The sequence below is a fragment of the Phoenicibacter congonensis genome (genome assembly GCF_902386915.1).
GTDB classification, from domain to species: Bacteria; Actinomycetota; Coriobacteriia; order Coriobacteriales; family Eggerthellaceae; genus Phoenicibacter; species Phoenicibacter congonensis.
Map to the genome: position 1 here is coordinate 356553 of NZ_LR698997.1, position 26000 is coordinate 382552.

Below are 26000 nucleotides of genomic sequence, written 5' to 3' on the forward strand. Positions count from 1 at the left end.
AAATGAAGAAGCTCTTAACATTTAAAAATGGAGGCAATTTTGCTTAGGAATAACTATTGTAAGAAGTTCTTCACCGTTCTAGTTTGTGCCGCGTTGTCCGCTTTCTTTTGCTTTTCATTGACAGGGTGCTCAACAGACGAAGGTTCTGCTCCCCAATTGAAAAATGCAACTTTAGACACTCCCACCATTCAAGAAAGTGGCGTTTTAAAGGTCGGGGTTAACACCTCTCAGTCACCAATGGCAGGCATGGGTAATTCGAAAATTATTGGAATTGACGTGGATGCTGCGGCTGCTTTGGCAGATTCTCTCGGGCTGAAGCTCAAAATCGTCGACACTGGGTCGAACCCTTCTAAGGCGCTTTCGAATGGCGAAGTTGACATTGTTTTTGGTGTCGACGGAAGCGACACCCCATCTGGAGCGAAGCTGACAAGCGAGTATGTGCCCACAACAGTGGTGATCTTCAAATTGAAAGGCTCCAACACCCAGGAGTTGTCTTCCAACTCAACGCCTAAGATAGCTGCTCAGGCTTCATCAAAGAGTGCATGGAGTGTAACAAACACCTTTGGGAGTGATGCCCTTGTTTCTACTTCCGATTTGGCATCCGCTTTCCAGTCGATGAAGTCAGGGGATGCGGAATTTGTTGCGGCTGATGCTGTTATTGGAATGTATGCAGCAAATAAAGCTGAATTAGATGTTGAAATTGTTGCTATGACCGATTCTGCTTCTGGTTATTGTGTTGCTGTTTCTGACAAGAATTCTGCACTTTACACTGCCGTCTCAAGTGCAATGACAGAGCTTGTTAATAACGGCACAATTGCAACAATAGAGAAGAAGTGGCTTGGTAGCCTTCTTGATTTGTCTGGAGTGCAGAAGGTTGAGAAGAAATCGAGCTCAAGTGCCGATTCTGGCAGTGGAAACAGCTCGGCAGATAGTCATTCATCGGCAACGGCGACAGAATCTTCTGGTTCTGCTGCTGTAGCGACTGACGCGAATTCCGTTATTCGTTCTTAAGAACCGAAAGATTGGGTGTTTTCAAAGTTGGAAATTGAAAGAATTGCCAAAAAATATGGCTTTGACGTAGTTCAAAGAGAAGAACTTGAAGAAATTGAAGGCTCCGCGTGGGTCTTCTCTCATGTTGCGACCGGTGCACGGTTGCTTTTTTTACAGAATGATGATGAGAACAAATCGTTTTCGATTTCATTCAAAACCCCTCCAAAAGATTCGACAGGAGTTTTCCACATTTTGGAGCACTCTGTTTTGTGCGGGTCAAATAGATATCCAGTTAAGGAGCCCTTCGTTAATCTTTTAAAAAGTTCAATGCAGACTTTTTTGAATGCGATGACTTTTCCCGACAAGACGGTTTATCCTGTAGCATCGACCAACGAACAAGATCTCTTGAATTTAATGAACGTCTATCTGGACGCAGTTTTTAACCCTCGCATTTATTCAGCAGAAGAAATTTTTCAACAGGAGGGGTGGCACAAGGAAACAGATGAGAACGGAAATCTTCGTTATTCAGGAGTAGTGTATAACGAGATGCAGGGTGCTTTGTCTGATCCAGATTCAGTTCTTTTCGACGCAATTTGTGAACGTCTTTACCCAGCATCGGCCTACTCTTTTGAGTCGGGCGGAGATCCGAAGCATATTCCAGAGCTCACCTATGAGCAGTTTTTGGAAACTCATGCGAGACATTATTCTCCAAAGAATTCCTACATTATGCTTTACGGAAACATGGAGATTGAAAAATTCTTAAAAACCATTTCTGAAGACTACCTTTTGCCTGTTCAGGCGGCTATTGATTCTGGCAAACGTCAAGAAGCTAACCCATTTTCAATCGATGTCAGACTTCCTGTGAACACTCAAATATCAGAAATAGAGATGGACGTTTCGCCTGATTGTGCACCTCAAGCCATTGCATTTAGGCTATCAAAAGCAACTGATGTAGGAACAGTTCAGGCGTTTAGTATTCTTATGGACGCCTTGATGGCATCAAACGTGTCACCTTTGAAAGCGCGCCTTCTGTCAACTGGAGTTGCAGAAGATTATTACGCGACAATAATTGAACCAATAGAAACGCCAAGCCTGATGATTGCTTGTCAGGGAGTCAAAAATCCTGAGGCTCTGCAGGTTTTAGAGGAAACTGTTCTTGAATTTTTACGTGACTGGATAAACGGCGGCATTGATAAAGCACTGATAGAGGCGTCAATTGACCATGCTGAACTTTTGATGCGCGAACACAATTTTGGCACAGCTGATGGGGTAATTTACGCAATGGATTGTTTGTCGACATGGCTTTACGATGATGCCAGACCTCTTGATGCATTGAAGTTTGAGACATTTTTTAAGCAATTGCGCGCCATGCTTGAAGGTGACGGCTTTGAGAGTTTGATCACGAAATATATTCTCGAAACCGACGGTGTTGCACGAGCTCGGATAATTCCATCCAATGGCGAAAATAGCTCCCAAGCCAAACCAGTTTCCCCCGATGAAAGGGTGAAGATTGACGGTGAGCTTGCGCATCTACATGATTTACAAAACAAGCCAGACTTGCCTGAAAATGTGGCAAAGTTGCCCTATCTTCAAAGGTCTGACGTAAATGAGAAAATCAAAAAGCATAAGTTCTGTGCGAGCATCGAAGATGGCTTTAGCCTCATTCGACATGAAAATCTTCGCACAACAGGCGTAGATTATTTCAACGCCTATCTCGATTGCTCTTCTGTTGATGAGTCGGACTATCCTTATTTGTCGTTGCTGACCACCCTTCTTGGTAAATTCAACACCGCCGATTTTTCTGCTGAAGACATTGTTTTGAACTCGCGAAAGCTGCTTGGAAGATTCAGTATTACAAATTCTTTTCCAGTTGGGAAAGATTCTTTTAATTTCAATTTTGTTAAAGTTGGGGTTTCCTGTTTGCCGCAAAATACTTCGGCTGCAGCAGAACTTATTGGAAGCATTTTAGATTCGAGCAATTTTGAAGACGAAGAGAAACTCCTGCAGATTTTAATGTCGCTAAAGATTGAACTTCAGCAGTCTATTGTTAACGCTGGTCATCAATTCGCAAGAAGGCATGCCGATTCAACTCTCACTTGGCGCAATCATGCTATAGAACAGATTTCTGGTATTTCTTATTATCAGTTCATTTGCGACTTATGTGAGAACTTGGAAGATAATTTGTCACAAGTTTCGCAAAAATGCCAACAACTTTTAAAGAAAATTACTTCTGGCCAGGTGATTCTTAGTACATCTGCCGAAGATTTTTCTTTGCAAAAATTTAAGTCTGACATAAATTTGAAAAACAAGAAACCTTTTGAAGATGGGCAAAAGTTGCCAGTTAAAGCGGCAGATTTTTCGCCTGCTTTCACACAAGATGCTTTCGCAGTGAAAAGTGACGTGACATTTAGCGCTGTAAGCAGCAATTTTAATCTTTTACAAAACATGTCAGACTTCAATGGTAGTTGGGCTATTGCGTCGAAGGCTTTGAGTTATGACTATCTGTGGAACTCGATTCGTGTGCAAGGGGGCGCATACGGCTGTGGTTTTTCTGCTTCAAAGACAGGAAGTGCAGGATTTTACACCTATCGTGATCCAAATGTAGCCTCTTCTCTTGAAACAATTTCAAAGTCTGGCTTCTGGTTGAAAAAATTTGTTGCTTCTGAGCGCGAGATGGATGGTTATGTTGTGAGTGCTGTTGCTGATTTTGACAAGCCATGCAAAGCCAGCGCTCTAATTGCGCGAGCTGAAAGCCAATTTTTCTCAGGAGACACAGAAGAGGATCGTGAAAGATTACGCGACGAAGCTCTTCGCACAACACTCGATGATGTCAGAAGTCTGGCTTCAACTGTTGAGAATATTCTTGAACATTCAAGCGTTTGTGTCGTTGGAAATAAAGACGCTATATCGAAGTCGAAGAAGTTTGACGAAATTACGGAATTATAATTTCTGTGAGAGAAATGGAGAAAACTATGTTTGATGACGAAATCAACAATGAAAATGATGACATAAACGTTTCTCAAGCAGATGTTTCTTCAGACACACAAGAAAGAACAACCGCGGGTAATCCGGGTGATTCTTCCTCTGAAGTCAAAAAGTCTGACCACGACGGTGGAACGATTAAGGAATCTGAAGATGTCGAAGATTCCTATGCTTCTGAGGTGCGGAGTGAACCATCCGACACTGCAACAAAATTAAAAGTAGAAGCCAGACCTCGGCGTGCAAAACATGCGGCCGACCTTCCAGAATATGAAATTGCTTCGCAAAACATGAGGAAGAAGCTAATGATTGCAATCGTTGCGCTCGTAGTTGTCTTGGCACTTGCGGCTGTCGCCTTCGGTTTGTATGTTTTTAACTCCCAAAATGTTTCAGTGGAGCAGCATCAGGCGGGGCAAACTGATGTTTCGCAAATGCAAGGAAGTGATCCTCAATCAAATGGCGCGGAAAAAACGGCCACTGTTCCTGAAATAGCAGGAATTATTGGCACGAGTGTTGACGATGCCGCTTCTGAGATTGGTCATGGCGCGCAAGTGACTTCCGATACAGAAAAAGATGACGAGGACGACCCGATAAAGCGTGTGGTTAAATATTCTTTAGCTAACGATCAGGGAGATTCCACTTCTGGGAATCCAGTGGTAATTGTCTATGCTGACAAAGACAATGAAATAACTCAAATCACCTATCAAGCATCGACTAAAGCTCTCGGCTACGGGACAATGAGTTTTCAAGATGCAGTCGCAAATGAGCGGATAATCGAGAAAATAATGTCAGAAGCTGGATTAAAGATTTCTTCTGATGATATTTCGCTGCCGGACGATAAGTCGGACTACACTACCTACACAGATGACGGAAAACGAATTTCAAAAGAGGAGCTTGAATTTTCAGGCGACGCAGATTATTCTGGTACAAGCGTGAAATGGTCCGCTAGACTCTTGTATGATTACACGGTATCGCTTGCGACCGACAATCTCGCCGATACAGTGCGAATGATAACAGTAACAATTTCAAAGTAGAAAAGATAGGAAATGACAAGAGAACATTTTTATATAACTACGCCCATTTATTATGTAAATGCTGCTCCACATTTGGGGACCGCCTACACTACAATTGCGGCCGATTGTGTGGCACGATTTCAGAGAATGAGCGGAAAAGATGTCCGTTTCGTAACTGGGTCTGACGAGCACGGGCAAAAAATTGCTGACACGGCGACAAAAAATGGAACAACGCCGATTGAGTGGTGTGACTCTCAAATTCCGGCTTTCAAAGATGCATGGGAAATGCTTGATATCACCTATTCGGAGTTTGTGAGAACTTCATCAAAAGCGCAAGAAAAGTCAGTTCAGAAACTCTGGCAAGATTTGTATGACAGGGGATACCTTTACAAAGGCAGTTATGAAGGTTGGTATTGTGTACACGAAGAAACATACTATGCCGAGAGCGACTTAGAAAAAGATGAAGAGGGAAATTTCGTCTGCCCTGAGTGCAAACGTCCTGTTCAGAAAGCATCAGGCGAGGAGAATTGGTTCTTTAAGCTGAGTGACTTTCAAGAAAAGCTGCTTGAATATTACGAAACTCACCCAGACTTTATCCTGCCTGTCACACGAAAGAATGAGATTGTTTCTTTCGTAAAAAGTGGACTCAAAGATCTTTCTATCTCGCGTTCTACTTTTGACTGGGGCGTACCTTTTACGTTTGACGAAGGGCATGTTGCCTATGTTTGGGCCGATGCATTGATTGCATATCTCACGGGAATCGGTTTTGCAGATGAAGCCAGACTTGATGAGTTTAATAATTTTTGGCCAGCAAACTATCACTTTGTTGGCAAGGACATTACCCGTTTTCATTGTGTAATTTGGCCTGCAATGCTCATGGCGGCTGGTCTCCCTATACCTGAGCATGTTTTCGGTCATGGTTTTCTTCTCACTAAAGGCGAGAAGATGAGCAAATCAAAGGGCAATGCGCTGTCGCCAAAGGAGTTAGTGAACATTTTTGGCGTTGACGCCTATCGCTATTATTTTATGAGTGATGTCCAGTTTGGTGCTGATGGATCTATTTCTATTGAGAGAATGTGCCAGGTCTACAATGCTGATTTGGCAAACACTTGGGGCAATTTGGTTTCCCGTGTAACGAACATGACGAAGAAATATTTTGATTTCAAAGTTCCCCAACCATCGAGCGACGCCATCAATAATCCTATGGCTGAAATGACTTCAAAAACATGTCAGACTTTTATTGATTGCATGGATACTGTCGACTTCAGCGGAGCCACGAAAGCTGCAATGGAACTTGCGCACAGGGCAAACCTTTACATCGAAGAATCAGAACCATGGACTTTGGCCAAGGACGAATCGAAGGCACAACAGTTGGCTGATGTGATTTATAACACCTTGGAAGCGATTCGTTTGATTGCTTTGATGCTTGCTCCATTTTGCACAAGAACTTCTGTGGAAGCCAGCAGACGGATAGGCGCCGCTTCTCCGTTTGAAGTAGAGGACTTAAAATCTTCATTAGTTTGGGGACAACTCAAAGCTGGTTCATCGGTTGAAATTGGTGATGCTTTATTCCCACGCCTTGATGAAGACAAAATTCTGGCAGTAGAGGATTAATTTTCAAATCATGTCAGACTTCGCATGCACAGGCGACATTGATCCATGGTTCCGTAAAAAACCAAAAAAGCATGGCAAGGAATGGCCTGTTGTTGAACCACCATGTTTTTCTTCTAATGTGAGAATTGCAGACACGCATGCTCATGTAAACATGCTTGATAATCCAGCGCTTTCTTTAGCGCAAGCTGCATATTGGAATGTTTCGTTTGTCGAAGCGATGACCGACCCTCTTTCAGAAGAAGGCGTGGGTTTTTATGACGATTTGCCTGAAATTTTGCAGAAGTCTGGCAACATTTTGAAGCTTTTTCAAAACATGTCAGACTTAAAAATTGATGGCGCAGAATCTTTGCAAAAGAAGTCTGACTTTAATTTAAAAACTCAATTTTCAAAGCAGAAAGGCGAGTTTGGCATTGAGACTGGTGACCATGAAGCAGCGTTTAAAAACATGTCAGACTTAAAAATTGATGGCGCTGAAACTGATTTTCAAAACATGTCAGACTTGCCAACAGTTCGTGTCGCATGTGGAGTTCATCCGCATTATTCGCGGAACTATTCTGAACAAGTAGAGGCTACGCTAATCCAAAAACTCAGAGATCCTCGCACTAGTGCACTGGGGGAAGTTGGATTGGATTATCATTACGATTTTTCGCCAAGGGAAGATCAAATTAAAGTTTTCGAGCGGCAAATTGAAATTTCACAAGAAGCCAGACTTCCAATTATTCTGCATGTTCGCGAAGCATTCGACGACGCTTTTTCTTGCATGAGGAATGCTGGCTTCAACGAGAGTGGTGTTCTTCTTCATTGCTACACTTCTGATGCAAAAGAGATAACACGCTGGGTTGATGAAGGATGCTATATTGCGTTTGGCGGAGCAATCACGTTTAAGAAGCAAGAAGAAGTTCGTGAGGCGTGCAAACTTGTTCCGCTTAACCGACTTCTAACTGAAACAGATTCGCCGTTTATGGCTCCAGAGCCTTTTAGAAGCACAGAATGTGGGCCAAGTCACACTATTTTCACGTTCTCGCGAATGATAGACCTTCTTCAAAATGATGTCAGACTTGATGTTGAAGAGTTTGCAACACAACTCTATGAAAACGCAATCAAACTTCTCAATCGCCCAGCAACTAACTGGCAATTGAAGCACCCGAAGGAAGAATCGCTATGTCTCTAATCTCAATTTTTTGTGGGTCACCTCGCTCCGAAGGACGCTCTCAGTGTTTTGCTACAGGTCTTTTTGAAGAACTAATAGCGATGAACCCTGAATGCGAAGTTTCTCTAATTTCTATTGCCGACATGGACATTTCCGGCTGCATTGGTTGTGAAGGCTGCAGAGAGACTTTCGAGTGCGTAATCAATGACGACATGCAAGAGTTAATTGATTATTTTCGCGACACGGATGAAATTTTCATTGCATGCCCAATTTATATGGCGGGCGTGCCTGCGCAATTTAAAGCTGTGCTTGATCGCTTGCAGCCGCTTTATTGGGAGGATGCGCGCCACGGGGAGCTAAAGCCTGCGCATGTCCATTTGTTTGGAGAGGGGCACGACCCCTACGGAAGCAAAGGCGCTGAAGCGTCAATAAGGTCAGCTCTTCACGTCGCTGGGTTTGAAGTTAAAGATGTCAAGCTCCACATTAACTAATCCTAGCATCGTATCAAGAATGCTTAAGGACCATGGAGTGGAATTGAGCCATTCTCTGGGTCAGAATTTCTTAATCAATTCTTCAGTAGTAGACAAAACGATTGTTCTCGCGGAAGTGAATCGCGACGATTTCGTTTTGGAAGTTGGTCCTGGGATTGGAGCCTTGACCGTTCCGCTTTTGGAGACTGGTGCAAGGGTTGTCTCAATTGAAAAAGATGACAGACTTTATGGTCTTTTGAGAGAAAATACTGCTTTTTCAGGGGATTCTTTTACCCTTATTGAGGGTGATGCACTTGATAAATCCCTTTTAAAAAACATGTCAGACTTATTTTTAAATAACGACACTCAAACAGGATTGCTTTTGCAAAAGAAGCCAGACTTGAGAAAAGAATCGTTTCATAGCGATTTAAAAAACATGTCAGACTTAATAGTTAATAAAGAGACTGCGTTAGAAACGGGAGCAAAAAGAAAGCAATTTCCTAACAAACTCGTTGCTAATTTGCCCTATGGCATTGCGGCAACACTCGTTTTGCATTATTTACAAAACATGTCAGACTTAAATGAAGTGACCGTCATGGTTCAAAAGGAAGTGGCCGAGCGCATGATGGCCAAAGTCGGAACGAAAAACTACGGTGCATATACTGTTAAGCTTCGACTCTTTGCAAAACCAGTTGATTGGTTTTTTGTTGGACGAAACAATTTTCTGCCTGCGCCTCGTGTTGACAGCGCAGTAATAAAGCTTAAAAAACATGACAGACTTGATGGTGAGGTTTCTGCAAAAATTCTGAAAAATGCCTGCGTTGCTGCGGATGCTGCGTTCGCGAGCAGGCGAAAAACAATCCTCAATTCTATGAAGACCTACTTTGGAAATGGGAAGTCTGACATGATTTGTAAATGGCTTCAAGCTTGCGGAATCGATCCCTTGATACGCGGCGAAAAACTAGACACAGAAGACTACGTTACACTGGGAATACAGTTTGATAATTTCATGAACTAGTGCAATAATTGTTGACTGGAATTTTTTTGATTTAACAGCATTATTGAACATTAAGGAGCACCTAATGGCGCTTTCTCGCGGTAAAAAGACTACATCTCAAAGTTTCGCCGATAAAACTGGCGACCTAAGAAACCAAAAGAACAAAACAAAAACAAAGCATTCTTCCACAAGACGCAACATTTGGCTCTTGATTATTACGACCATCCTTGTAGCGGCTTCTGTCGTTATGTTTATGCCCCCAAATGAGAAAATCAATCAAGGCCTTGACATTCGAGGTGGGCTTTCTGTTGTTTTGACTTCACACACAAACGACGGTTCAGCTCCAACAAAAGACCAGATGGAGACGAGCAGAAAAATCATTGAAAGCCGCGTTAATGCGCTCGGTGCGAATGAGGCAGTCGTTCAATTGCAGGGAAATGATCAGATTCTCGTTCAAATTCCTGGTTTGCAGGATACGCAAACTGCCTTGAATACAATTGGCAAAACTGGTCAACTTTCTTTTGCGCGCCTTGATTCTTTCACTGACGAAGACGTGCGAACTAAAATTGACAATGGGCAATATGGTGGGTATCAATCTGTTTCTGACGATTACGGAAATTCGTTTAGGATTGAAAGCCAGAACAAGGTGACCGTCGACGAGGGCTCATATACTCCACTGTTTACAGGAGAAAACATTAAGAAAGTTACGGTCGATCGCGAGAGTCAGACTTCGCAGTATTACGCCGTCAACATCGAGCTTGACTCAACTGCGACAAAAGCGTTCGCCGAGGCTTCGAGTGACCTTGTGTCCACGAACGGAAAAATCGTAATTATTCTGGACAATCAAGTTAATAGTGCACCTACTGTCCGAGCTGCAATTACAGACGGACGCGTATCGATTACTGGCAATTATTCCCAAAACGAGGCGAAGGCGCTTCAAACAGTTCTCGAAAGCGGATCTCTGCCAGTAAGCTTCGAATATTCTACAAGTCAGGTGGTTGGACCAACTCTTGGCCAAGATGCATTGAATGGAGCTATCATTGTTGTGCTAATCGGACTTGCTCTCGTTATGCTCTACCTGCTATTCTTCTACAAAGGACTTGGAATAATCACGGCTGGCGCAATGCTAGTGTTTGCTGCCCTTTACCTGGGCATATTGGCGACTCTTTCTGCCTTTGGTCAGTTTACGCTCTCTCTTGCAGGACTTGCGGGCATCGTGCTCACAATTGGCATGGCTGCTGACTCTTCGGTGCTCACGGTCGAGCGCTTCCGCGAAGAAATCAGAATGGGCAAGTCGATTCGCTCGGCTTCAATTTCTGGCGTTAAACATGCAATCCTTACATCAATCGACGCAGACCTTGTTTCGCTTGTGTCTGCGCTCTGCCTTTTCTTCCTCGCATCTGCTACTGTTAAGGGTTTCGGTCTCACGCTTGCGCTCGGAATTTTCTGCGACATTGCAATGATGCTTCTCTTTAAAGCTCCACTCATTCGCCTGATGGCTCCTCGCACAATTAAAAAGCATCCTGAGTTTTGGAATGTTAAAGACTGCCTTGATGCAGCAGAAATTGAGAAGGAAGAGATTGCGGAAGAGGCTGAATCCCACGTAGTCAAAGCTGCTAAGAAGGTTAAAGGTCGCTTTATTAAGAAGGACATCAACTTTGTTGGTCAGACTAAAGTTTTCTTGACTATTTCGGCAGTGGCCGTAGTTGTTTTTGTTGGCGCTATGTGCATTCGCGGTTTTAACTTCGGAATTGAGTTTGTTGGCGGTTCTTCGATTACATATGCGGATGCAAAAGGAGTTTCAACAGAAGAGCTTCGCCAAGCATTTAATGAGGTTGGCCAGGACAATGCGACAATTCAAACAGCTCAGACTGATGGTCAGGAAGGCTACATTGTTAGAATTCCTGTTACTGATTCAAATCAAGCCAACGACATCGCAAAACAGGTGCAAGATAAATTTGGCTATGAGGCACAAGACACGAGCGTAAACGTCATCGGGCCTGACTGGGGCGAGAGCATCGTTCAATCTTCACTCATTGCTTTTCTAGTTTCTATGCTGTTAATTATTGTTTACATTGCAATACGCTTTGAGTGGAAGATGGGAGTTGTTGCAATCATCGCGCTTTTGCACGACTTGATTATCGTAATGGGCATTTATGCCGTGTTTGGAAGGGAAGTAAATCCAAACACGATTGCGGCATTGCTCACAATTCTTGGTTACTCTTTGTATGACACAGTCGTTACTTTCCACCGCGTTAATGACAATATGGCTACCGAGGGCATTAAGTGTACATTTGCCACAATGGCAAATCACTCAATTAACCAAGTTTTGATTAGAACAATTAACACTACCGTGACATCATTTGTGCCTGTCTTCTTCATGTTGTTCTTCGGAGGAGAAACGCTGAAAGACTTTGCATTTGCAATGTCAATTGGCTTGATTGCGGGTGCATACTCATCATTTGCGGTTGCAGTTCCAATTTATACTTTGTGGAAAACTCGCGAGCCAAAGTTTGCAAAGTTGCAGAAGAAGTATGGCAAGGAAGTCAAGTGCTTCGACTTTGATGCGTCTTATCGCGGAGGTCTTGAGCAAGTTCCTCTTGCTCGTGTCGAGGCTAACGCTAAGAAGTCTGCTCAGGCTACAAGCGCTACTTCGGACTCTCTAAACAATGCTGCGCATCAAAATACAGGCAGCAAGGGTGAAGGTTCGCATAAGGCTGCAAATCAACCTCGCACTGAGAAGAAAATAAAAAGACCAGCAAAGAAGCAGTAACTTTTATTCAAACGACAAATCACAAAACTTAAAAAGCGGCTGTTACCGGCCGCTTTTTTATTTACAAAACATGTCAGACTTCCTACTTACGATCCAAGTCTGACATCATTTTAAAATTTACAAAACATGTCAGACTTACATTTCTAATTAACTATTGAGGCACTCTGATTAGTATTTTGGCAAGTATGACGTTAATTTGATATTTCAGTTTTAAGCCAGACTTCCTTTGTGACCTAACCATCTGCTTTTTTATTTACAAAACATGTCAGAATTCCTACTTACGATCCAAGTCTGACATCATTTTAAAATTTACAAAACATGTCAGACTTCGATATCTGATTAACTATTGAGGCACTTTGATTAGTATTTTGGCAAGCATGACGTTAATTTGATATTTCAGTTTTAAGCCAGACTTCCTTGGTGACCGAACCATCCGCTTTTTTATTTACAAGGCATGTCAAACTTCTCACTAACGTACCAAGTCTGACATCATTTTAAAATTTGCAAAACATGCCAGACTTACTTTATGCGTGCTAGAATTTACTGATGCTTAAAGAGCTTTTTTCGAAATATAGAGAGATCATTTCCTATTTAGTAGTTGGAATTTGCACAACAATTGTGTCTTTGGCAGTTTACTATTTTTGCGTACTGACATTTCTCGACCCTAATAACGCCGTCCAGCTTCAAATAGCTAATATCATTTCTTGGGTTTGCGCGGTGCTTTTTGCATATGTCACAAACAGACGGTTCGTTTTTCAGTCGAAGTCTGACCAAATTTTTAAAGAATTCACCTCGTTTGTGGGCTCGCGTGTGGCAACGCTTTTGATGGACATGGCTATCATGTTTTTAAGCGTAACGATTTGCCACATGAATGACAAGATTGCCAAACTGATAGTTCAAGTTGTTGTTACAATCGGAAATTACGTCTTCGCAAAACTCTGGGTGTTTGCAAAGAAGGACTAAATGACAGGTACTTTATCTGAACAACGCATAATCGCAAAAGTGACCTTCGTTGGCGTTTTTGGCAATGTTATGCTGTCGCTTTTTAAGCTCATAGCTGGCATTTTCGGAAACTCAAGCGCGATGATTTCCGACGCAGTTCACTCTTTGTCGGACGTTTTTGCCACTGCTATTGCTTTTGTGGGTGTGAAAATTTCAAAAAGAAATCCTGACGACTCTCACCCATATGGGCACGAGCGGTTCGAATCAGTTGCATCCCTTTTGCTGGGCATCATTTTGTTGATAACTGGCATAGGAATTGGAATCGGCGGTGTTGAGAAGGCTTCTGAGATTCTGGGAGGCAATTCTTCGTTTCAGCCTCCGCAAATCATTGCTCTAATTGCGGCAGTTGTGTCCATTGTTTCAAAAGAGGCTATGTTTTGGTATACGCGCCATTATGCCAAGGTGTTGATGTCTAGCGCCTTCATGGCCGACGCATGGCATCATCGCTCGGACGCAATTTCTTCAGTGGCAGCGCTCGTGGGCATCGGCGGAGCAATGCTTGGATATCCTGTTTTGGAGCCTGCAGCTTCAGTTGTTATTGCTTTCTTTATAGCCGGCGTGGCCGCAAAACTGTTGCGCGATAGTTTAAATCAGCTTTTGGATTCATCTGTTGGCAAAGAGTTTGAGGATGAATTGGGTGCGTTTGTCTTGAAGCAGACTGGCGTTATTGACGTCGACATGGTGCGATCTCGTCGATTTGGGAACAGAATTTGCATCGATCTTGAAATTGGTGTCGACGGAAGACAGACTTTGGAAGAAGCGCATGCAATTGCAGAAAAGGTTAGACTTTCTGTTCTCGAATCATATCCAATGATAAAGTTCGTTACTGTTCACGAGAATCCTGCCTAGTGCCCTATTTTGTTCTTGTTTTCCTTTACTAAATCATTCCACTTGAGAATTCAAGAGCGAGAGAAAGTCGAACGTATTTCATCAATCGCATGTGTGGTATCTGAATTTGAAACAATTCTCAAACCTTCATGATGAATAGACGCAAGAGAAGGCAAGCCTGGGCGAACAGATTTGTTCGAAAACTTGAGGAGCTGTGCTTTGCACTGCCCGAATGTTTGCAGCTAACAATGAGTTGATGGAATAATGATTTTGGAAAGAAACTCATTACCTGTTTGCTCGGTATTTATAAGAACTATTTCTGAGATATTTTCCGAGGAATTTTTGAGAATTCAAGAGCGAGAGAAAGTCGAACGTATTTTATCAATCGCATGTGTGGTATCTGATTTTGAAACAATTCTCAAACTTTCATGATGAATAGACGCAAGCGAAGGCAAGCCTGGGCGAACAGATTTGTTCGAAAACTTGAGGAGCTGTGCTTTGCACTGCCCGAATGTTTGCAGAACGAAGATGGAGTTCAGGCTTGGCTGCAGCGAATTGGGAAGGCGCGTGAAGCGCGCTCAATATGGCTGGGGTACCAGGATTCGAACCTAGATAGCTGGTACCAAAAACCAGAGTCCTGCCGTTGGACGATACCCCAACAAAGATGGTGGGTCGTGAGGGAATCGAACCCGCGACCTTGGGATTAAAAGTCCCCTGCTCTACCAACTGAGCTAACGACCCACGAAATAAGACGCGTCCTAAACGCGATTGCTAATTATACTTCAATTATTGTTAGATGAAAAGCAAAATTAGCACAATAATTACAAGAATTAAAATTACAGGAATTGCGATTTTTACAAACGTTGGTAATGACTCAAATGCGTCAATGAAACCATTGTTCATTGGGCTTCCTTGTTGATTACCAGAATACAATTTCGGTTCAGTTGTTGGAACTCTGTCACTTCTTGTGTTCCAGCGGTTTTTTGAATCAGACGAAACAACCAGTGGATCATGTTTGTCCTGATCGTTAATTGTTTTGTTCGAAATTATTTGCTGCTCATTAAAGGTGCGGGAGTCTATTGTTCCTCTGCCATCAATCAAAGTTCTTTCCGATGAGCGAGGACGCTCTCCTTGAAGAGCGTCGCGTGAAGCACGTTCCTTTTCATATTGTTCCCAACTTCTGCGTGTTTTTGCCTGAAATTCTTTTGAAGTTAGGGGTTTAGCAACTGACACGCGTTTCGAAGTGACGGTCTTAGACTTTTCCATATTAATTCCAGCGTTCATTCGAGCTTCTGAAGCGGCACGATCTCGCTGTTGTTCACGACGCTTTGCGCTCATTACTTCTTCCTCACGGCGAATTTCATCGAAATGCGAGCGCCGTTGTCTAGCGCGTTCTGCCGTTTCTCGGTATTGTGCGAGAGATTCGTTTGTGCGAGCGCGTGCAGTTCTCGCGCGCGATGTGTTCTTGCGTTCGTATTCACGAACAATCTCGTCGCGAGTTAACTTTTTTTCAGGCTGTTTATTTCCAGAATAATTTACTGTCATGTTTCCACCAAGGAATTATTATACTTTCTTTGTTCTCAGATAGCTTGAGGTGAGGTTTTAAGTTCCTCAAATTTCGTATTGTTTCTTCAAATTTTCGCGTAGATTTTTAGAATGCTGTTATACTATATATAAAGCATAGTAAACCTGCTATCTACTATATATAGACATTTTTCAACAATTCTGCTGTTGAAAAACTGTTGAAAAAATAACAACCCCCACAGTAGGGGGCATTTGAACAAAATCGAATCTTGTGGAATTAGAAGGAGAGGATAATGTCGCCACAAAACACGGAATTGTACGAAAAACTTGTACAAAACACTACTCTAAACGTCCCAACAACAATTAAAAAGCGTGATGGCCGTGTGGTGGATTTTGATCTCGAGAAAATCGTTGACGCCGTTGAAAAGGCTTTTTTGGCTTCTGGAGCAATGCAAAATCGTCAAGTTTCTCGCGATGTTGCAAATTTAGTTCTTGCAAAGATTATCGGTGGTGCCGTTGAGGGCATTCCTACGGTTGAGGGAATACAGGACCTTGTTGAAGAAGCGTTGATTGAGAGCGGTTTTTCTCAGACAGCAAAAGCCTACATTCTTTATCGTGCGCAACGTAGTCGCGTTCGTGATGTCAATTCTCGTCTCATGCAGACCTTGAAAGATATCACTTTCACCAAGGCTACTGACAGTGATATGAAGCGCGAAAATGCAAACATTGATGCAGACACTGCAATGGGCACAATGTTGAAATATGGTTCAGAAGCGTCAAAGCAATTCTATGAGATGTGTGTAATCGATCCTGAATTTGCTAAGGCTCATCGTGAGGGAGATATTCACATCCACGATATGGATTTTTATACACTCACAACAACTTGCGCGCAAATAGAACTCCGAAAGCTCTTTCGCGGAGGTTTTTGCACAGGGCATGGTGTTCTTCGTGAACCAAATGACATTGCGAGCTATTGCGCCCTTGCTTGCATTGCAATCCAATCAAACCAAAATGACCAGCATGGTGGGCAATCGATTTGTGACTTTGATTATGGTCTGGCCGAGGGTGTGAGAAAGACCTATCGTCGACTCTATAAAAAGCATTTAGCAGAAGCGCTTGATCTTCTGACCGACATGGATGACGAGCGTGGATTTGTTCAGTCATTGCTTGACAAATGCGAGGAAGATACAGGAAAAATTGCAAGCCTTGCAATGGATGAAGAATTTGTTTCTGCTGTTCACAAAGGGCTTGTTGATGGAGGAGTTTCAGAGGATGTTTCACAAAAAGCAATGGCCTATGCTGTGAAAAATGCTACGCGCGACACCGATCGCACGACGTTCCAGGGCATGGAAGCACTTGTGCATAATTTGAACACAATGCATTCTCGTGCAGGCGCACAAACTCCGTTTTCTTCTGTTAACTACGGCATGGATACAAGCCCTGAGGGACGCATGGTAATTAAAAACATGCTGCTTGCAACTGAAGAAGGACTTGGACACGGTGAGACACCAATCTTCCCTGTGCAAATTTTCCGCGTAAAAGAAGGTGTCAACTACAACGAGGGTGATCCTAACTATGATTTGTTCAAACTAGCTATGCGTTGCAGTGCAAAGCGTTTGTTCCCTAACTTTAGCTTCCTGGATGCCCCTTTCAATCTGCAATATTACAAAGGAACCCCAGAAACTGAGATTGCCTACATGGGTTGCAGAACACGTGTAATGGGAAACGTGTTTGACAGGTCACGAGAAATCACGCCAGGCAGAGGAAACCTAAGCTTTACTTCTATCAATCTTCCTCGTCTTGGCATTCGAGCAAAGGGTGACATTGATTTGTTTTTTGATTTGCTTGATCAAAAGCTTGATCTTGTGCGACGTCAGCTTGATGAGCGTTTCGAAATCCAATGCAGAAAGCACGTTTACAACATGCCTTTCTTAATGGGGCAGGGTGTCTGGATTGATTCTGAGAATTTGAAACCTGAAGACGAAGTCCGTGAAGTGTTAAAGCATGGCACTTTAAGCATTGGTTTCATTGGCTTGGCGGAATGCTTGAAGGCGCTTGTTGGCAAGCATCATGGTGAGAGTGAGGAGTCCCAAAAGCTCGGACTTGAAATTGTCGGACACATGCGCTCCTATGTTGACAAAGTTTCGCAGGAGAAAGGTCTCAACTACACACTGCTTGCAACACCTGCAGAGGGGCTTTCCGGTCGCTTTGTGAGAATGGACCGAGCTCGTTTTGGTAGCATCGAGGGAATTACTGACCGTGATTTCTACACAAACAGTTTCCATGTGCCTGTCTACTATGACATCAATGCGTTTAGAAAGATTGACATTGAAGCGCCTTATCACGCTCTCACCAATGCAGGTCACATTTCATACATTGAACTTGACGGCGACCCAACCGAGAATCTAGATGCTTTTGAAGCCGTGATCCGTCACATGAAAGACAGCGGAATTGGTTATGGTTCTGTGAACCATCCCGTCGACCGAGACCCTGTGTGTGGATATAACGGAATCATAAATGATGTTTGCCCTAAATGCGGACGTCACGAGGGCGATGGCAATGAGAATTTTGAAAGAATTCGTCGCATCACAGGCTATCTTGTTGGAACGCTTGATCGCTTTAACGATGGCAAGCGCGCAGAAGAAGCTGCTCGAGTAAAACACAGCATTCCTGGATATCACACTGCTGACTAGTTTAAATATATAAACATAATTTTGTTCTGGTTGACAAAGCGACCTCTTTTTGGGGTCGCTTTTCTCATTTGTTCGCAAGTTTATCTTTAAGTCTGACATGAATTGCAAATTTCATTTCCATGCAAGACTTGAGTTGTTTTCTCTGAAGTCTGACATCATTTTTAAAAATGTTTTTGTTTTTGAAGTCTGGCATGAATTAGAAATGCAGAAATTTTCGTTTGAGCAATAAGTCTGACATTAAATTGAACTTAAAGATTAAGTCTGACATGATTTTAAAATTAAAAATTTATGTCAGACTTAAATTGTTGGGTTGATTTTTCTGTAGGTTGAGAGCTCTAGGGAAACAGAAGTGAGGCTACAAAGCCGCATGCAATTCCGATGACTAAAAGTGTAGCAACGATTGAAAGGTTGCGTTTTGGTTCTTGATTTGTGCGGAACAAAACAATCAAGCCGATGCCTGCGGAAACAAGAAGCCCCGAGAGCATCGCCCCTGTGCTAAGCAGTCCTTCCGTCCAAAGATCGGCAATTGCAACGCTCGCTGCACAGTTTGGAATGAGCCCAACAATTGCACTCAGCACTATTGAGAAAGAGTCATTGGCTTTCAGGAAATTCCCAATCGAGTCTTCTCCAGCGAATTGAATTAGGAATCCAAGGATTAAGTTAATGATAAAAACAAAAATCGTGACTTGGATTGTGTGAATTAGGGCATAAAAGAGAATGGAACGAAACCCTGTGTCGGACCCGCAACAGCATTCATCACAGCTACATTCTTCCTGTTCACAGAGTTCATGAATCTTAAAGGCAGTTGAATTTGTGTGTCTAAAGTGGAGCACTGCATCAATAATAAATCCTGCTACCATTCCGATTGCGAACTTCGTTCCAAGCAAGGTCAGAATTTGTTCGACAGGAACTGCCTTTGCTATGAAAATTGGCAGCATTTCGTCGGAAGTTGCGAGGAAAACGGCAATCAGGGTCCCTCTTGTGATTACTCTGCCAGCATAAAGTGTCGCTGCCGCAGCAGAAAACCCGCACTGCGGCAACAATCCTAAAAATGCACCAATTGCAGGGCCAAGTTTTCCCGCATTCATAACTCTGTTTGTGGCTGAGTCGCTCGTTTTAATTTCAAGCCATTCCATTGCCACATACGTTATGTAGAGAAACGGGATTAGATAACCTGTGTCTTTAAGAGCATCGAATAAAACGTCTAGTATTAAATCCATAGATTCCAGCTAGTTTGCTAGCTCATCAGGCAATTGTAGAGCTCGTTAGTTGCACTCTCTTCATCTAATGTCCACGTGTTGCCGCTCTTTGTGAATGTGAACGTTGCATCTTGAGTTTTTGGTGCGGAGTTTTCAATTTTCTGAATGAGCTTTTGGCCTGCAGCTTTGTAGTCATCGTCGCTAATTGAAGCTTTGCTAGACAGTTCGTTGATTGTTTCTTTTTGCCATTCTCCTAATGCATCCATGATTGACTTGTTGGTGATTGAAACTTCAGCATCGGCAGTGTCTCCGTCAATCTTGACGTCTTTAATTGAATAATCAAAATCTGAGAGCCAAGTTGTAATAATGGCGTTGCCATCGATGCCCAATTGATCAAGGCCATTGCCAACTGAAGAATTAAAGCTGTCAACAAGCTCGTTCCACTCGTCTCCGTTTTTGTCTTTAATTTGGTCAAGCTCCTGCGAAATGCATTCTTTAATGACAGTTGAGTCATCTTTACCTCCGCAAGCTGTTAGCGATGCTGTCATCAAAGTTGCGATTGCGATGGCAAGCAGTGCAGTCAATGCTCTCTTGAAATGTGTTTTGTTCTCCATTTTTGCTACCCTTCAGTCGTAAAAATTGCCAAAAAACCACAGAATAAGAATACCATGCATCATGTTTAAAATAGAACTGCAATCATTTAGCAAAAGCTATTGTTCTGTTCTAATGTCTTTAAGTTCATTCAAGGAAATCCAATTACAATAGCGATCAACGTTTCTTAAAATATTAGGTGACAACACTTGAAATGTAAATGAAGCTAGTATGAACTGTATGAATGACTGTATTTGGAGAGGTCCTTTCTTGCTTTTCAAAATGTAGGTTTCACAATTTTTTAAAGGTGAAGATTTCATAGTAAGTTTTTTCGGAGAAAAATAGGCGAGGATGGGCTTTGTAGCAGTCATTCCTGCAAGTCTTGAGAGTTGATTTTGTTAGTTTTAGCGAGTGGGCTGAGCAGCATCCCCTCGTAAACTTAAAAGACCTTTTGGCACACTAAATTGCATTTGAACACATGTCAAAAGTGCGAAATACAACAAGTCTTTCTGTCTTTGTGATTTTGAAGTTTTGCGCTTTCTAATAGAGAAGCCGAAGCGTGATGGCTAAAGCGATAGGAGATCTTTTTTGAAGAAATTGTATATCGTAACAGGTGCTTTGGGCCATTTAGGCAGCACAATAATTCGTTATTTACGCGATGTTGATTGCGAAATTCGGGGGCTGATTTTTCCTTGTGATGATGCCACTAACAGTTATCAGACTACCTACTACAAGGGGGATGTGACCAAACTTAAGACACTAGAGCCGCTTTTTGCTAACATTTCGGCTTATGAAGTCACGGTAATCCACACAGCGGCGATTATTAGCATTGGTGAAAAGATTACACCTCATCTTTATGATGTAAATGTTAATGGGACCAAAAACATAATCGATATGTGCGTTAAACATCGAGTTAGGCGTTTGGTTCATGTTAGCTCGGTCCATGCAATTCCTGAGCTAGAAGATGGGGCGTGCATATCTGAAGTAGATTCCTTTAGCGCCGAAGCAGTTCACGGAGCCTATTCTAAAACCAAGGCAGAGGCGAGTCAGGCTGTTATGGATGCGGTCAAAGCTGGCCTCGATGCTGTAATTGTTCATCCTTCCGGGATAATTGGTCCATTTGATGGCGGCGACAATCATTTAGTTCAGCTCATCAGTATGTACATAACTGGAAAACTGCTAGCAGGAATTTCTGGTGGCTATGATTTTGTAGATGTTCGCGATGTTGCAAAAGGATGTCTTCTTGCAGCAGACGCAGGTAAAACAGGCCGATGTTATATACTTTCTAACTGCTATTGTTCTGTAAAAGAAATCCTTGAGATGGCGAGGAGAGTGACTGGTGGCAAAAAGATAGTTTGTTTCCCAATTTTTCTTGCGAAAGTTGCGCTCCCTTTCTTTGAGTTTTTTGCTAAAGTGAGGAAAACTCGCCCTCTATACACAAGATATGCATTGTACACGCTTTCAAGTAACGGGAATTTTTCTCATGAACGAGCGTCTCAAGAGTTGGGATATTCCCCTAGGGATTTAAAATCTACTGTTCGAGACACAGTTTTCTGGCTTGAAGGTGCGCAAGTGCGACTTGATAAAATGGATGAAACTAACGCTGGGAATAATTGATAGGAATGTAATCCTTTTGTTTGAGTCATTTGGCCTGACTTATTGTTAAGAAACGAGAATATCGACGAATAATCGTGATTATGTCGTTAATCAGACCGAAAAAGTTGTTTTAGTGTTGGTTAGTTTGGTTCGAGAAAGGTTTTGGAGATTATGAAGTGGAATATTGTTACTGACTCGAGTTGCGATCTTTTCCCTAAAAGCCACCCCGAATGCGACGCTGAGAGAACAAGTGTTCCTTTTGTTATCTCAGTTGGAAGTAAAGAATTTGTCGATGATGAAAGCATAGATATTCCTGAGCTTCTTGATGCGATGGAGAAAGAAGAAACGGCAAGCTTCACTTCATGCCCTGCACCAGGCACTTGGTTTGATCAGTTTGAAAAGGCAGAGAACTCTATTGCCATCACTATCTCATCGCAACTTTCTGGAAGCATGAACAGCGCGCTTGCGGCGAAAAAACATGCATTAGAGGAGCATCCTAACAAAAACATTGCTGTTCTGGATTCTTGTTCGACCGGTCCTGAACTGGTTTTATGCGTTAAAGAAATCGAGTATATGATTCGCAAAGGCCTTGATTTTGATGCTATTGTCACTAACGCTGTTGAATTCTTGAAAAAAAAGAAAGTTGTTTTTGCTCTTTCTTCTTTTGACAACCTCATTAAAAACGGGCGAATGGGTAAAGTTACAGGTCTCATTGCTAAAGCGCTTGGCATGTGGGGCATTGGCATCGGAAGTGATGAAGGAAAAATAGTCTTTGAGGCAAAGGCAAGAGGTGCGAAAAAAGCTCTTCTTGTTATTCTCCATGACATGAAAAAGAGAGGTTTTTCAGGCGGAAAAGTTGCTATTAGCCATTGTGACAATCTAGCCCTTGCACAAACTCTCAAAGAAAAAATTCTAGAAACATGGAAAGACGCTCAGATAGAAATTCTTCCCACAAGAGGTCTTTGTAGCTACTATGCAGAACGCGGCGGTTTAATCGTTAGCTATTAGTTGCACACAAATGAAATAAAGAGACAATTAACGATTTACGCCATCATTTGACATATGTGTGTCGTGGGATTATACGCTTGTCTCAATTATTAGAAAAGAGGCGCCAATATTGGCGCCTCTTTTTGTAACTCCTAAAAGCAAAGAACTTTTATCAGTCTAAATCAAGTTTAATTTAACCCTTGGAGCTCTCGTCTACATCATTCCGCCCTGAGCGGCTGCTGCAGCGGCTGCTGCTGCTTCGGCTGGGTCAGGATCTTTTGGAATGTCGTTGACAGTTGCTTCAGTAATGAGGATCAACGATGCAACAGAAGCTGCGCTTTGAAGAGCAGTTCTTGTGACCTTGACTGGGTCGTTTACTCCCATCTTGATCATGTTGCCCCATTCATCATTCTTGTAGTTTCTGCCGACACCAGGTTCAGCTTTCTTTACTTCTGCGACTTCAACGCTGCCCTCATAGCCAGCATTTGTAGCAATTGCACGAAGTGGTGCTTCCATTGCGTGACGCATAATGTCAACGCCAATCTTCTCATCGCCTTCTGCGTTTACGTCGTCAAGAACTTTAATAGCATTAACAAGTGCTACGCCGCCACCAGCAACAATGCCTTCTTCGACAGCTGCACGAGTTGATTGCAGAGCGTCTTCGATGCGGCTCTTTGTTTCTTTAAGTTCGCTTTCTGTTGCTGCTCCAACCTTCAAAACGCCAACGCCACCAGCTAGTTTTGCTTTTCTTTCTTGTAATTTCTCGCGGTCGAAATCGCTGTCGCAATTTTCAAGCTCAACGTCGATTTGGTTAACGCGTTCTTTAATCTTTTCTTTGTCACCAGCGCCATCAACGATGAGGAAGCTGTCTTTTGTGACCTTTACTGTCTTTGCGTTGCCCATAGCCTGGATGTTTGCATCAGCAAGTGTCATTCCGAAGTCTTTGTCGATAACTTGTGCGCCAGTTACAGCAGCGATGTCTTCGAGGATTCTCTTGCGACGATCGCCAAATCCAGGAGCTTTGCAAGCAACAACATTCAAGGTGCCCCTCAATTTGTTCAAAAGCATTGTTGAAAGTGCTTCGCCATCAACATCTTCTGCAACGATGAACAAAGGACGTTGCGAGCGCATGACTTCTTCGAGTAGAGGAATCATGTCTTGGATGTTAGATACTTTTTGGTCGGTCAACATGATGTATGGGTCTTTTAAGACTGCTTCCATCTTTGTTGTGTCGGTGACCATGTATGGTGAGATGTAGCCACGCTCATATTGCATGCCTTCAACAACTTCCATGTCGATGCCGAATGTTTGGCTGTCTTCTACAGAAATTGCGCCGTCGTTTCCAACTGCCTCCATTGCTTCTGCAATCTTTTCGCCAATCTCGGCATCTCCTGCAGAAATTGTGCCAACAGCAGCGATTTGCTCTTTTGTTGAAACTGGTGTTGAGTTCTTTTTGATTTCAGCTACCACAGCGTCAACTGATTTTTCAATGCCACGACGAATTGCAAGAGCGTCGCTTCCTGCTGTAACGTTCTTGATGCCTTCTGCAACGATTACATCTGCAAGAAGAGTTGCTGTTGTTGTGCCGTCACCTGCAACATCGTTTGTTTTAACTGCAACCTCTTTTACGAGTTGTGCGCCCATGTTCTCGATTGGATCCTCGAGTTCGATGTCACGAGCAACCGTAACGCCGTCGTTTGTGATTGTTGGTGCGCCATATGATTTTTGAAGAGCTACATAACGACCCTTAGGTCCAAGTGTGACCTTTACTGCATCTGAGAGTTTTGTTACACCGCGTGCAAGGCCACTTCTTGCGTCTGCGTCAAATCTAATTGCTTTTGCCATTAAAATCAATCTCCTTTTTATGCATATACTGCGTAAATGTCGTCAGATTTAACAATTACGTAATCTTCGCCGTCTACTTGAATTTCATTTCCTGCATATTTTGAATAAACGACACGGTCGCCGTCTTTAACATTCATCGGAATGAGGTTTCCATTGTTGTCGCGCTTGCCTTCGCCAACTGCAACAATTGTTCCGCAGCATGGCTTTTCTTTGTTTGTGCTGGCAATGTAAATGCCAGAGGCTGTTTTTTCTTCTGCCTCGTCTTGTTTTAAGATGACGCGATCACCTAGTGGTTTAAGGTTCATAACATCTCCTTTTTGTGCTCCGCACTAATGTATGCGGCTCTCTTATAAAACGTTAAAGATTATATCTTTATTTAGCACTCTTTAGATGAGAGTGCTAAATATACACTCTTCAGCGTATTAGTGCAGGTTACGCACGTCTTTGTGTTCTATAATTTTTTTCACTTTTGTAATGCCAAAAGCATTCTTAAGGAAAAAGTATCAACTTGAACTAATGGGGTTGTGGTTCAATGAGTGTGTTTTGAAGGGAGGTGTCTTCAATGGCTCAAGGCAAAGTGAAGTGGTTTAATGGCGAAAAAGGCTATGGATTCATTTCTATGGAAGATAGCGATGATTTATTTGTTCATTATTCTGAAATCCAGATGGATGGCTATAAAACTCTAAAAGAAGACCAGTTGGTAGAATTCGAAATCGTAGACGGCAACGATGGAAAACTACAAGCCGTTAATGTAAAAGTTGTTGAATAAAACAACGCAAAAATCTGCTTTATTCTGCGAGGGTTCTGCGCCCTCGTTTTTATTTGTTCTGGACATTAGTTTGCGTGGGTTTTTAGCCAGCTAAACACACGTTCGTGATAGCTTAAATCTTCCTCATATAGACCATGTCCAAGCTTTTCATACATTACAGTGTCACATTTCAGAGCTAGCGACATTTCAATGCTTGCTTCTCCAGACACAACTTTGTCATTCCATCCACCATTTATTAGCACAGGGCATTTTATTTCACTTAATCTATTGAATGTGTTGTGAGATGTGCAAGCTTTCGCCATGATTTTATATTGGTCAGCAGGCCTTCTTGCATTTTGTGGCGGCAACTCTATCTCGTCATCTTTGTGAATATCAAGCCATTTGTTTGAATAGGAGTCATTTTGCATGCGCTGTAGGGCATCATAAGGTTTACCTTCTTCAATTTCGTTAGCCCACACAAGCGTTTGTTTAATCATGTCGTTAGGTTTAGACAATGTGACAGTCAATACGAGCGCTTTTACAATTTCTGGGTGATTGATGGCTAGCCATTGTCCAATCATTCCGCCTTGAGAAAAGCCTTGCACAAACACTTCTTTTAGCCCCAAGGCACATATGAAATCAAACACGTCTTCTGCCATTTGTTCTGTTGTGTAGCCATAGGGTAAGTCCGGCTTTCGCTCTGGGTAAAAGCAAGTGAATTCATCAGCATAAACTTCAGAAAATTTCTTTCTGCGCTCCACTTGAGCAGGAATCATGATGTATGAAAGGCCAGGAATCATGATGAGGTTTTTGTTGCCGTGCCCCCATTTAATAAAGTCGATGTCGTAGTCTTTGATGTGTATTTTATTTAGTCCGTTTTGAACCATGGCACTTCCTTGTTAGTTTTAGTTAACACCAGTTTGGCATCCATTGATGAATTTGTTTTCTTAATTGAATCATAGTTTGAAAAAGATTTTGGTTATTCGGAACTAATTAAAAGA

The 26000-nt window shown here is 42.6% G+C and carries 20 protein-coding genes and 2 tRNA genes; 14 read left to right on the forward strand and 8 right to left on the reverse strand.

Annotated features, from left to right (window positions below; genetic code table 11):
• The first annotated feature begins 27 nt into the window (after positions 1–27).
• From FXZ76_RS01555 to FXZ76_RS01600, 10 genes are all read left to right on the forward strand, one after another.
• Positions 28–1011 carry a substrate-binding periplasmic protein gene (locus FXZ76_RS01555; RefSeq protein ID WP_079535377.1) on the forward strand — a complete coding sequence of 328 codons (984 nt, stop codon included), beginning with the start codon at positions 28–30 and terminating at the stop codon, positions 1009–1011.
• A gap of 27 nt (positions 1012–1038) precedes the next feature.
• On the forward strand, positions 1039–3936 hold the full coding sequence (locus FXZ76_RS01560; RefSeq protein WP_162273033.1) for an insulinase family protein: 2898 nt from the start codon (positions 1039–1041) through the stop codon (positions 3934–3936).
• Positions 3937–3962: 26 nt separating this feature from the next.
• Complete coding sequence (locus FXZ76_RS01565) at positions 3963–5003, forward strand: hypothetical protein (protein WP_079535379.1); 1041 nt, start codon at positions 3963–3965, stop codon at positions 5001–5003.
• 12 nt (positions 5004–5015) lie between these two features.
• Complete coding sequence (gene metG / locus FXZ76_RS01570; protein ID WP_079535380.1) at positions 5016–6596, forward strand: methionine--tRNA ligase; 1581 nt, start codon at positions 5016–5018, stop codon at positions 6594–6596.
• Positions 6597–6606: 10 nt separating this feature from the next.
• Entirely contained in the window at positions 6607–7767 is a 1161-nt protein-coding gene (locus FXZ76_RS06395; protein WP_231961719.1) for a TatD family hydrolase, read from the forward strand.
• Positions 7758–8237, forward strand: a complete 480-nt coding sequence (locus FXZ76_RS01580) for a flavodoxin family protein (protein WP_079535381.1) — start codon at positions 7758–7760, stop codon at positions 8235–8237. The genes FXZ76_RS06395 and FXZ76_RS01580 overlap by 10 nt, the downstream gene beginning before the upstream one ends.
• A gap of 37 nt (positions 8238–8274) precedes the next feature.
• Positions 8275–9234: a ribosomal RNA small subunit methyltransferase A gene (locus tag FXZ76_RS01585; RefSeq protein WP_162273034.1), complete on the forward strand. Its 960-nt coding sequence runs from the start codon at positions 8275–8277 to the stop codon at positions 9232–9234.
• Positions 9235–9298: 64 nt separating this feature from the next.
• Positions 9299–11986 carry a protein translocase subunit SecD gene (gene secD, locus FXZ76_RS01590; protein ID WP_079535383.1) on the forward strand — a complete coding sequence of 896 codons (2688 nt, stop codon included), beginning with the start codon at positions 9299–9301 and terminating at the stop codon, positions 11984–11986.
• A 546-nt stretch (positions 11987–12532) separates the two neighbouring features.
• Positions 12533–12949, forward strand: a complete 417-nt coding sequence (locus FXZ76_RS01595; RefSeq protein WP_079535384.1) for a GtrA family protein — start codon at positions 12533–12535, stop codon at positions 12947–12949.
• Entirely contained in the window at positions 12950–13837 is an 888-nt protein-coding gene (locus FXZ76_RS01600; RefSeq protein WP_079535385.1) for a cation diffusion facilitator family transporter, read from the forward strand. It abuts the gene before it with no gap.
• Positions 13838–14400: 563 nt separating this feature from the next.
• Here FXZ76_RS01600 and FXZ76_RS01605 read toward each other — a convergent pair.
• The 3 genes from FXZ76_RS01605 to FXZ76_RS01615 form a co-directional block, all read right to left on the reverse strand.
• A tRNA-Gln gene (locus FXZ76_RS01605) sits at positions 14401–14474 on the reverse strand.
• A gap of 7 nt (positions 14475–14481) precedes the next feature.
• Positions 14482–14557: transfer RNA gene (locus tag FXZ76_RS01610), tRNA-Lys, on the reverse strand.
• 51 nt (positions 14558–14608) lie between these two features.
• Positions 14609–15361 carry a hypothetical protein gene (locus FXZ76_RS01615; RefSeq protein ID WP_079535386.1) on the reverse strand — a complete coding sequence of 251 codons (753 nt, stop codon included), beginning with the start codon at positions 15359–15361 and terminating at the stop codon, positions 14609–14611.
• Positions 15362–15633: 272 nt separating this feature from the next.
• Between FXZ76_RS01615 and FXZ76_RS01620 the strand changes: the two genes are divergently transcribed.
• Positions 15634–18033 carry an anaerobic ribonucleoside triphosphate reductase gene (locus FXZ76_RS01620; RefSeq protein ID WP_079535387.1) on the forward strand — a complete coding sequence of 800 codons (2400 nt, stop codon included), beginning with the start codon at positions 15634–15636 and terminating at the stop codon, positions 18031–18033.
• Positions 18034–18368: 335 nt separating this feature from the next.
• Here FXZ76_RS01620 and FXZ76_RS01625 read toward each other — a convergent pair whose 3' ends face one another.
• Together FXZ76_RS01625 and FXZ76_RS01630 are read right to left on the reverse strand one after the other, a co-directional pair.
• On the reverse strand, positions 18369–19253 hold the full coding sequence (locus FXZ76_RS01625) for a putative manganese transporter (RefSeq protein ID WP_079535389.1): 885 nt from the start codon (positions 19251–19253) through the stop codon (positions 18369–18371).
• A gap of 17 nt (positions 19254–19270) precedes the next feature.
• Positions 19271–19846: a hypothetical protein gene (locus tag FXZ76_RS01630; RefSeq protein WP_079535390.1), complete on the reverse strand. Its 576-nt coding sequence runs from the start codon at positions 19844–19846 to the stop codon at positions 19271–19273.
• 565 nt (positions 19847–20411) lie between these two features.
• Between FXZ76_RS01630 and FXZ76_RS01635 the strand changes: the two genes are divergently transcribed.
• A complete protein-coding gene (locus FXZ76_RS01635; RefSeq protein WP_079535391.1) occupies positions 20412–21440 on the forward strand; it encodes an NAD-dependent epimerase/dehydratase family protein in 1029 nt (342 codons plus the stop codon).
• A 150-nt stretch (positions 21441–21590) separates the two neighbouring features.
• A complete protein-coding gene (locus FXZ76_RS01640) occupies positions 21591–22427 on the forward strand; it encodes a DegV family protein (RefSeq protein WP_079535392.1) in 837 nt (278 codons plus the stop codon).
• A gap of 192 nt (positions 22428–22619) precedes the next feature.
• Here the strand turns inward: FXZ76_RS01640 and groL are convergent, their stop codons facing one another.
• Positions 22620–24251, reverse strand: coding sequence for a chaperonin GroEL (gene groL / locus FXZ76_RS01645; RefSeq protein ID WP_079535393.1), 1632 nt, complete (start codon positions 24249–24251; stop codon positions 22620–22622).
• A gap of 17 nt (positions 24252–24268) precedes the next feature.
• Positions 24269–24556 (reverse strand): co-chaperone GroES, encoded by a 288-nt coding sequence (groES, locus tag FXZ76_RS01650; protein ID WP_079535394.1) that lies wholly within the window; start codon positions 24554–24556, stop codon positions 24269–24271.
• Positions 24557–24813: 257 nt separating this feature from the next.
• Between groES and FXZ76_RS01655 the strand changes: the two genes are divergently transcribed.
• Entirely contained in the window at positions 24814–25020 is a 207-nt protein-coding gene (locus tag FXZ76_RS01655; RefSeq protein ID WP_079535395.1) for a cold-shock protein, read from the forward strand.
• Between the two features lie 65 nt (positions 25021–25085).
• Here FXZ76_RS01655 and FXZ76_RS01660 read toward each other — a convergent pair whose 3' ends face one another.
• On the reverse strand, positions 25086–25886 hold the full coding sequence (locus FXZ76_RS01660; protein ID WP_079535396.1) for an alpha/beta fold hydrolase: 801 nt from the start codon (positions 25884–25886) through the stop codon (positions 25086–25088).
• Positions 25887–26000: the final 114 nt, after the last annotated feature.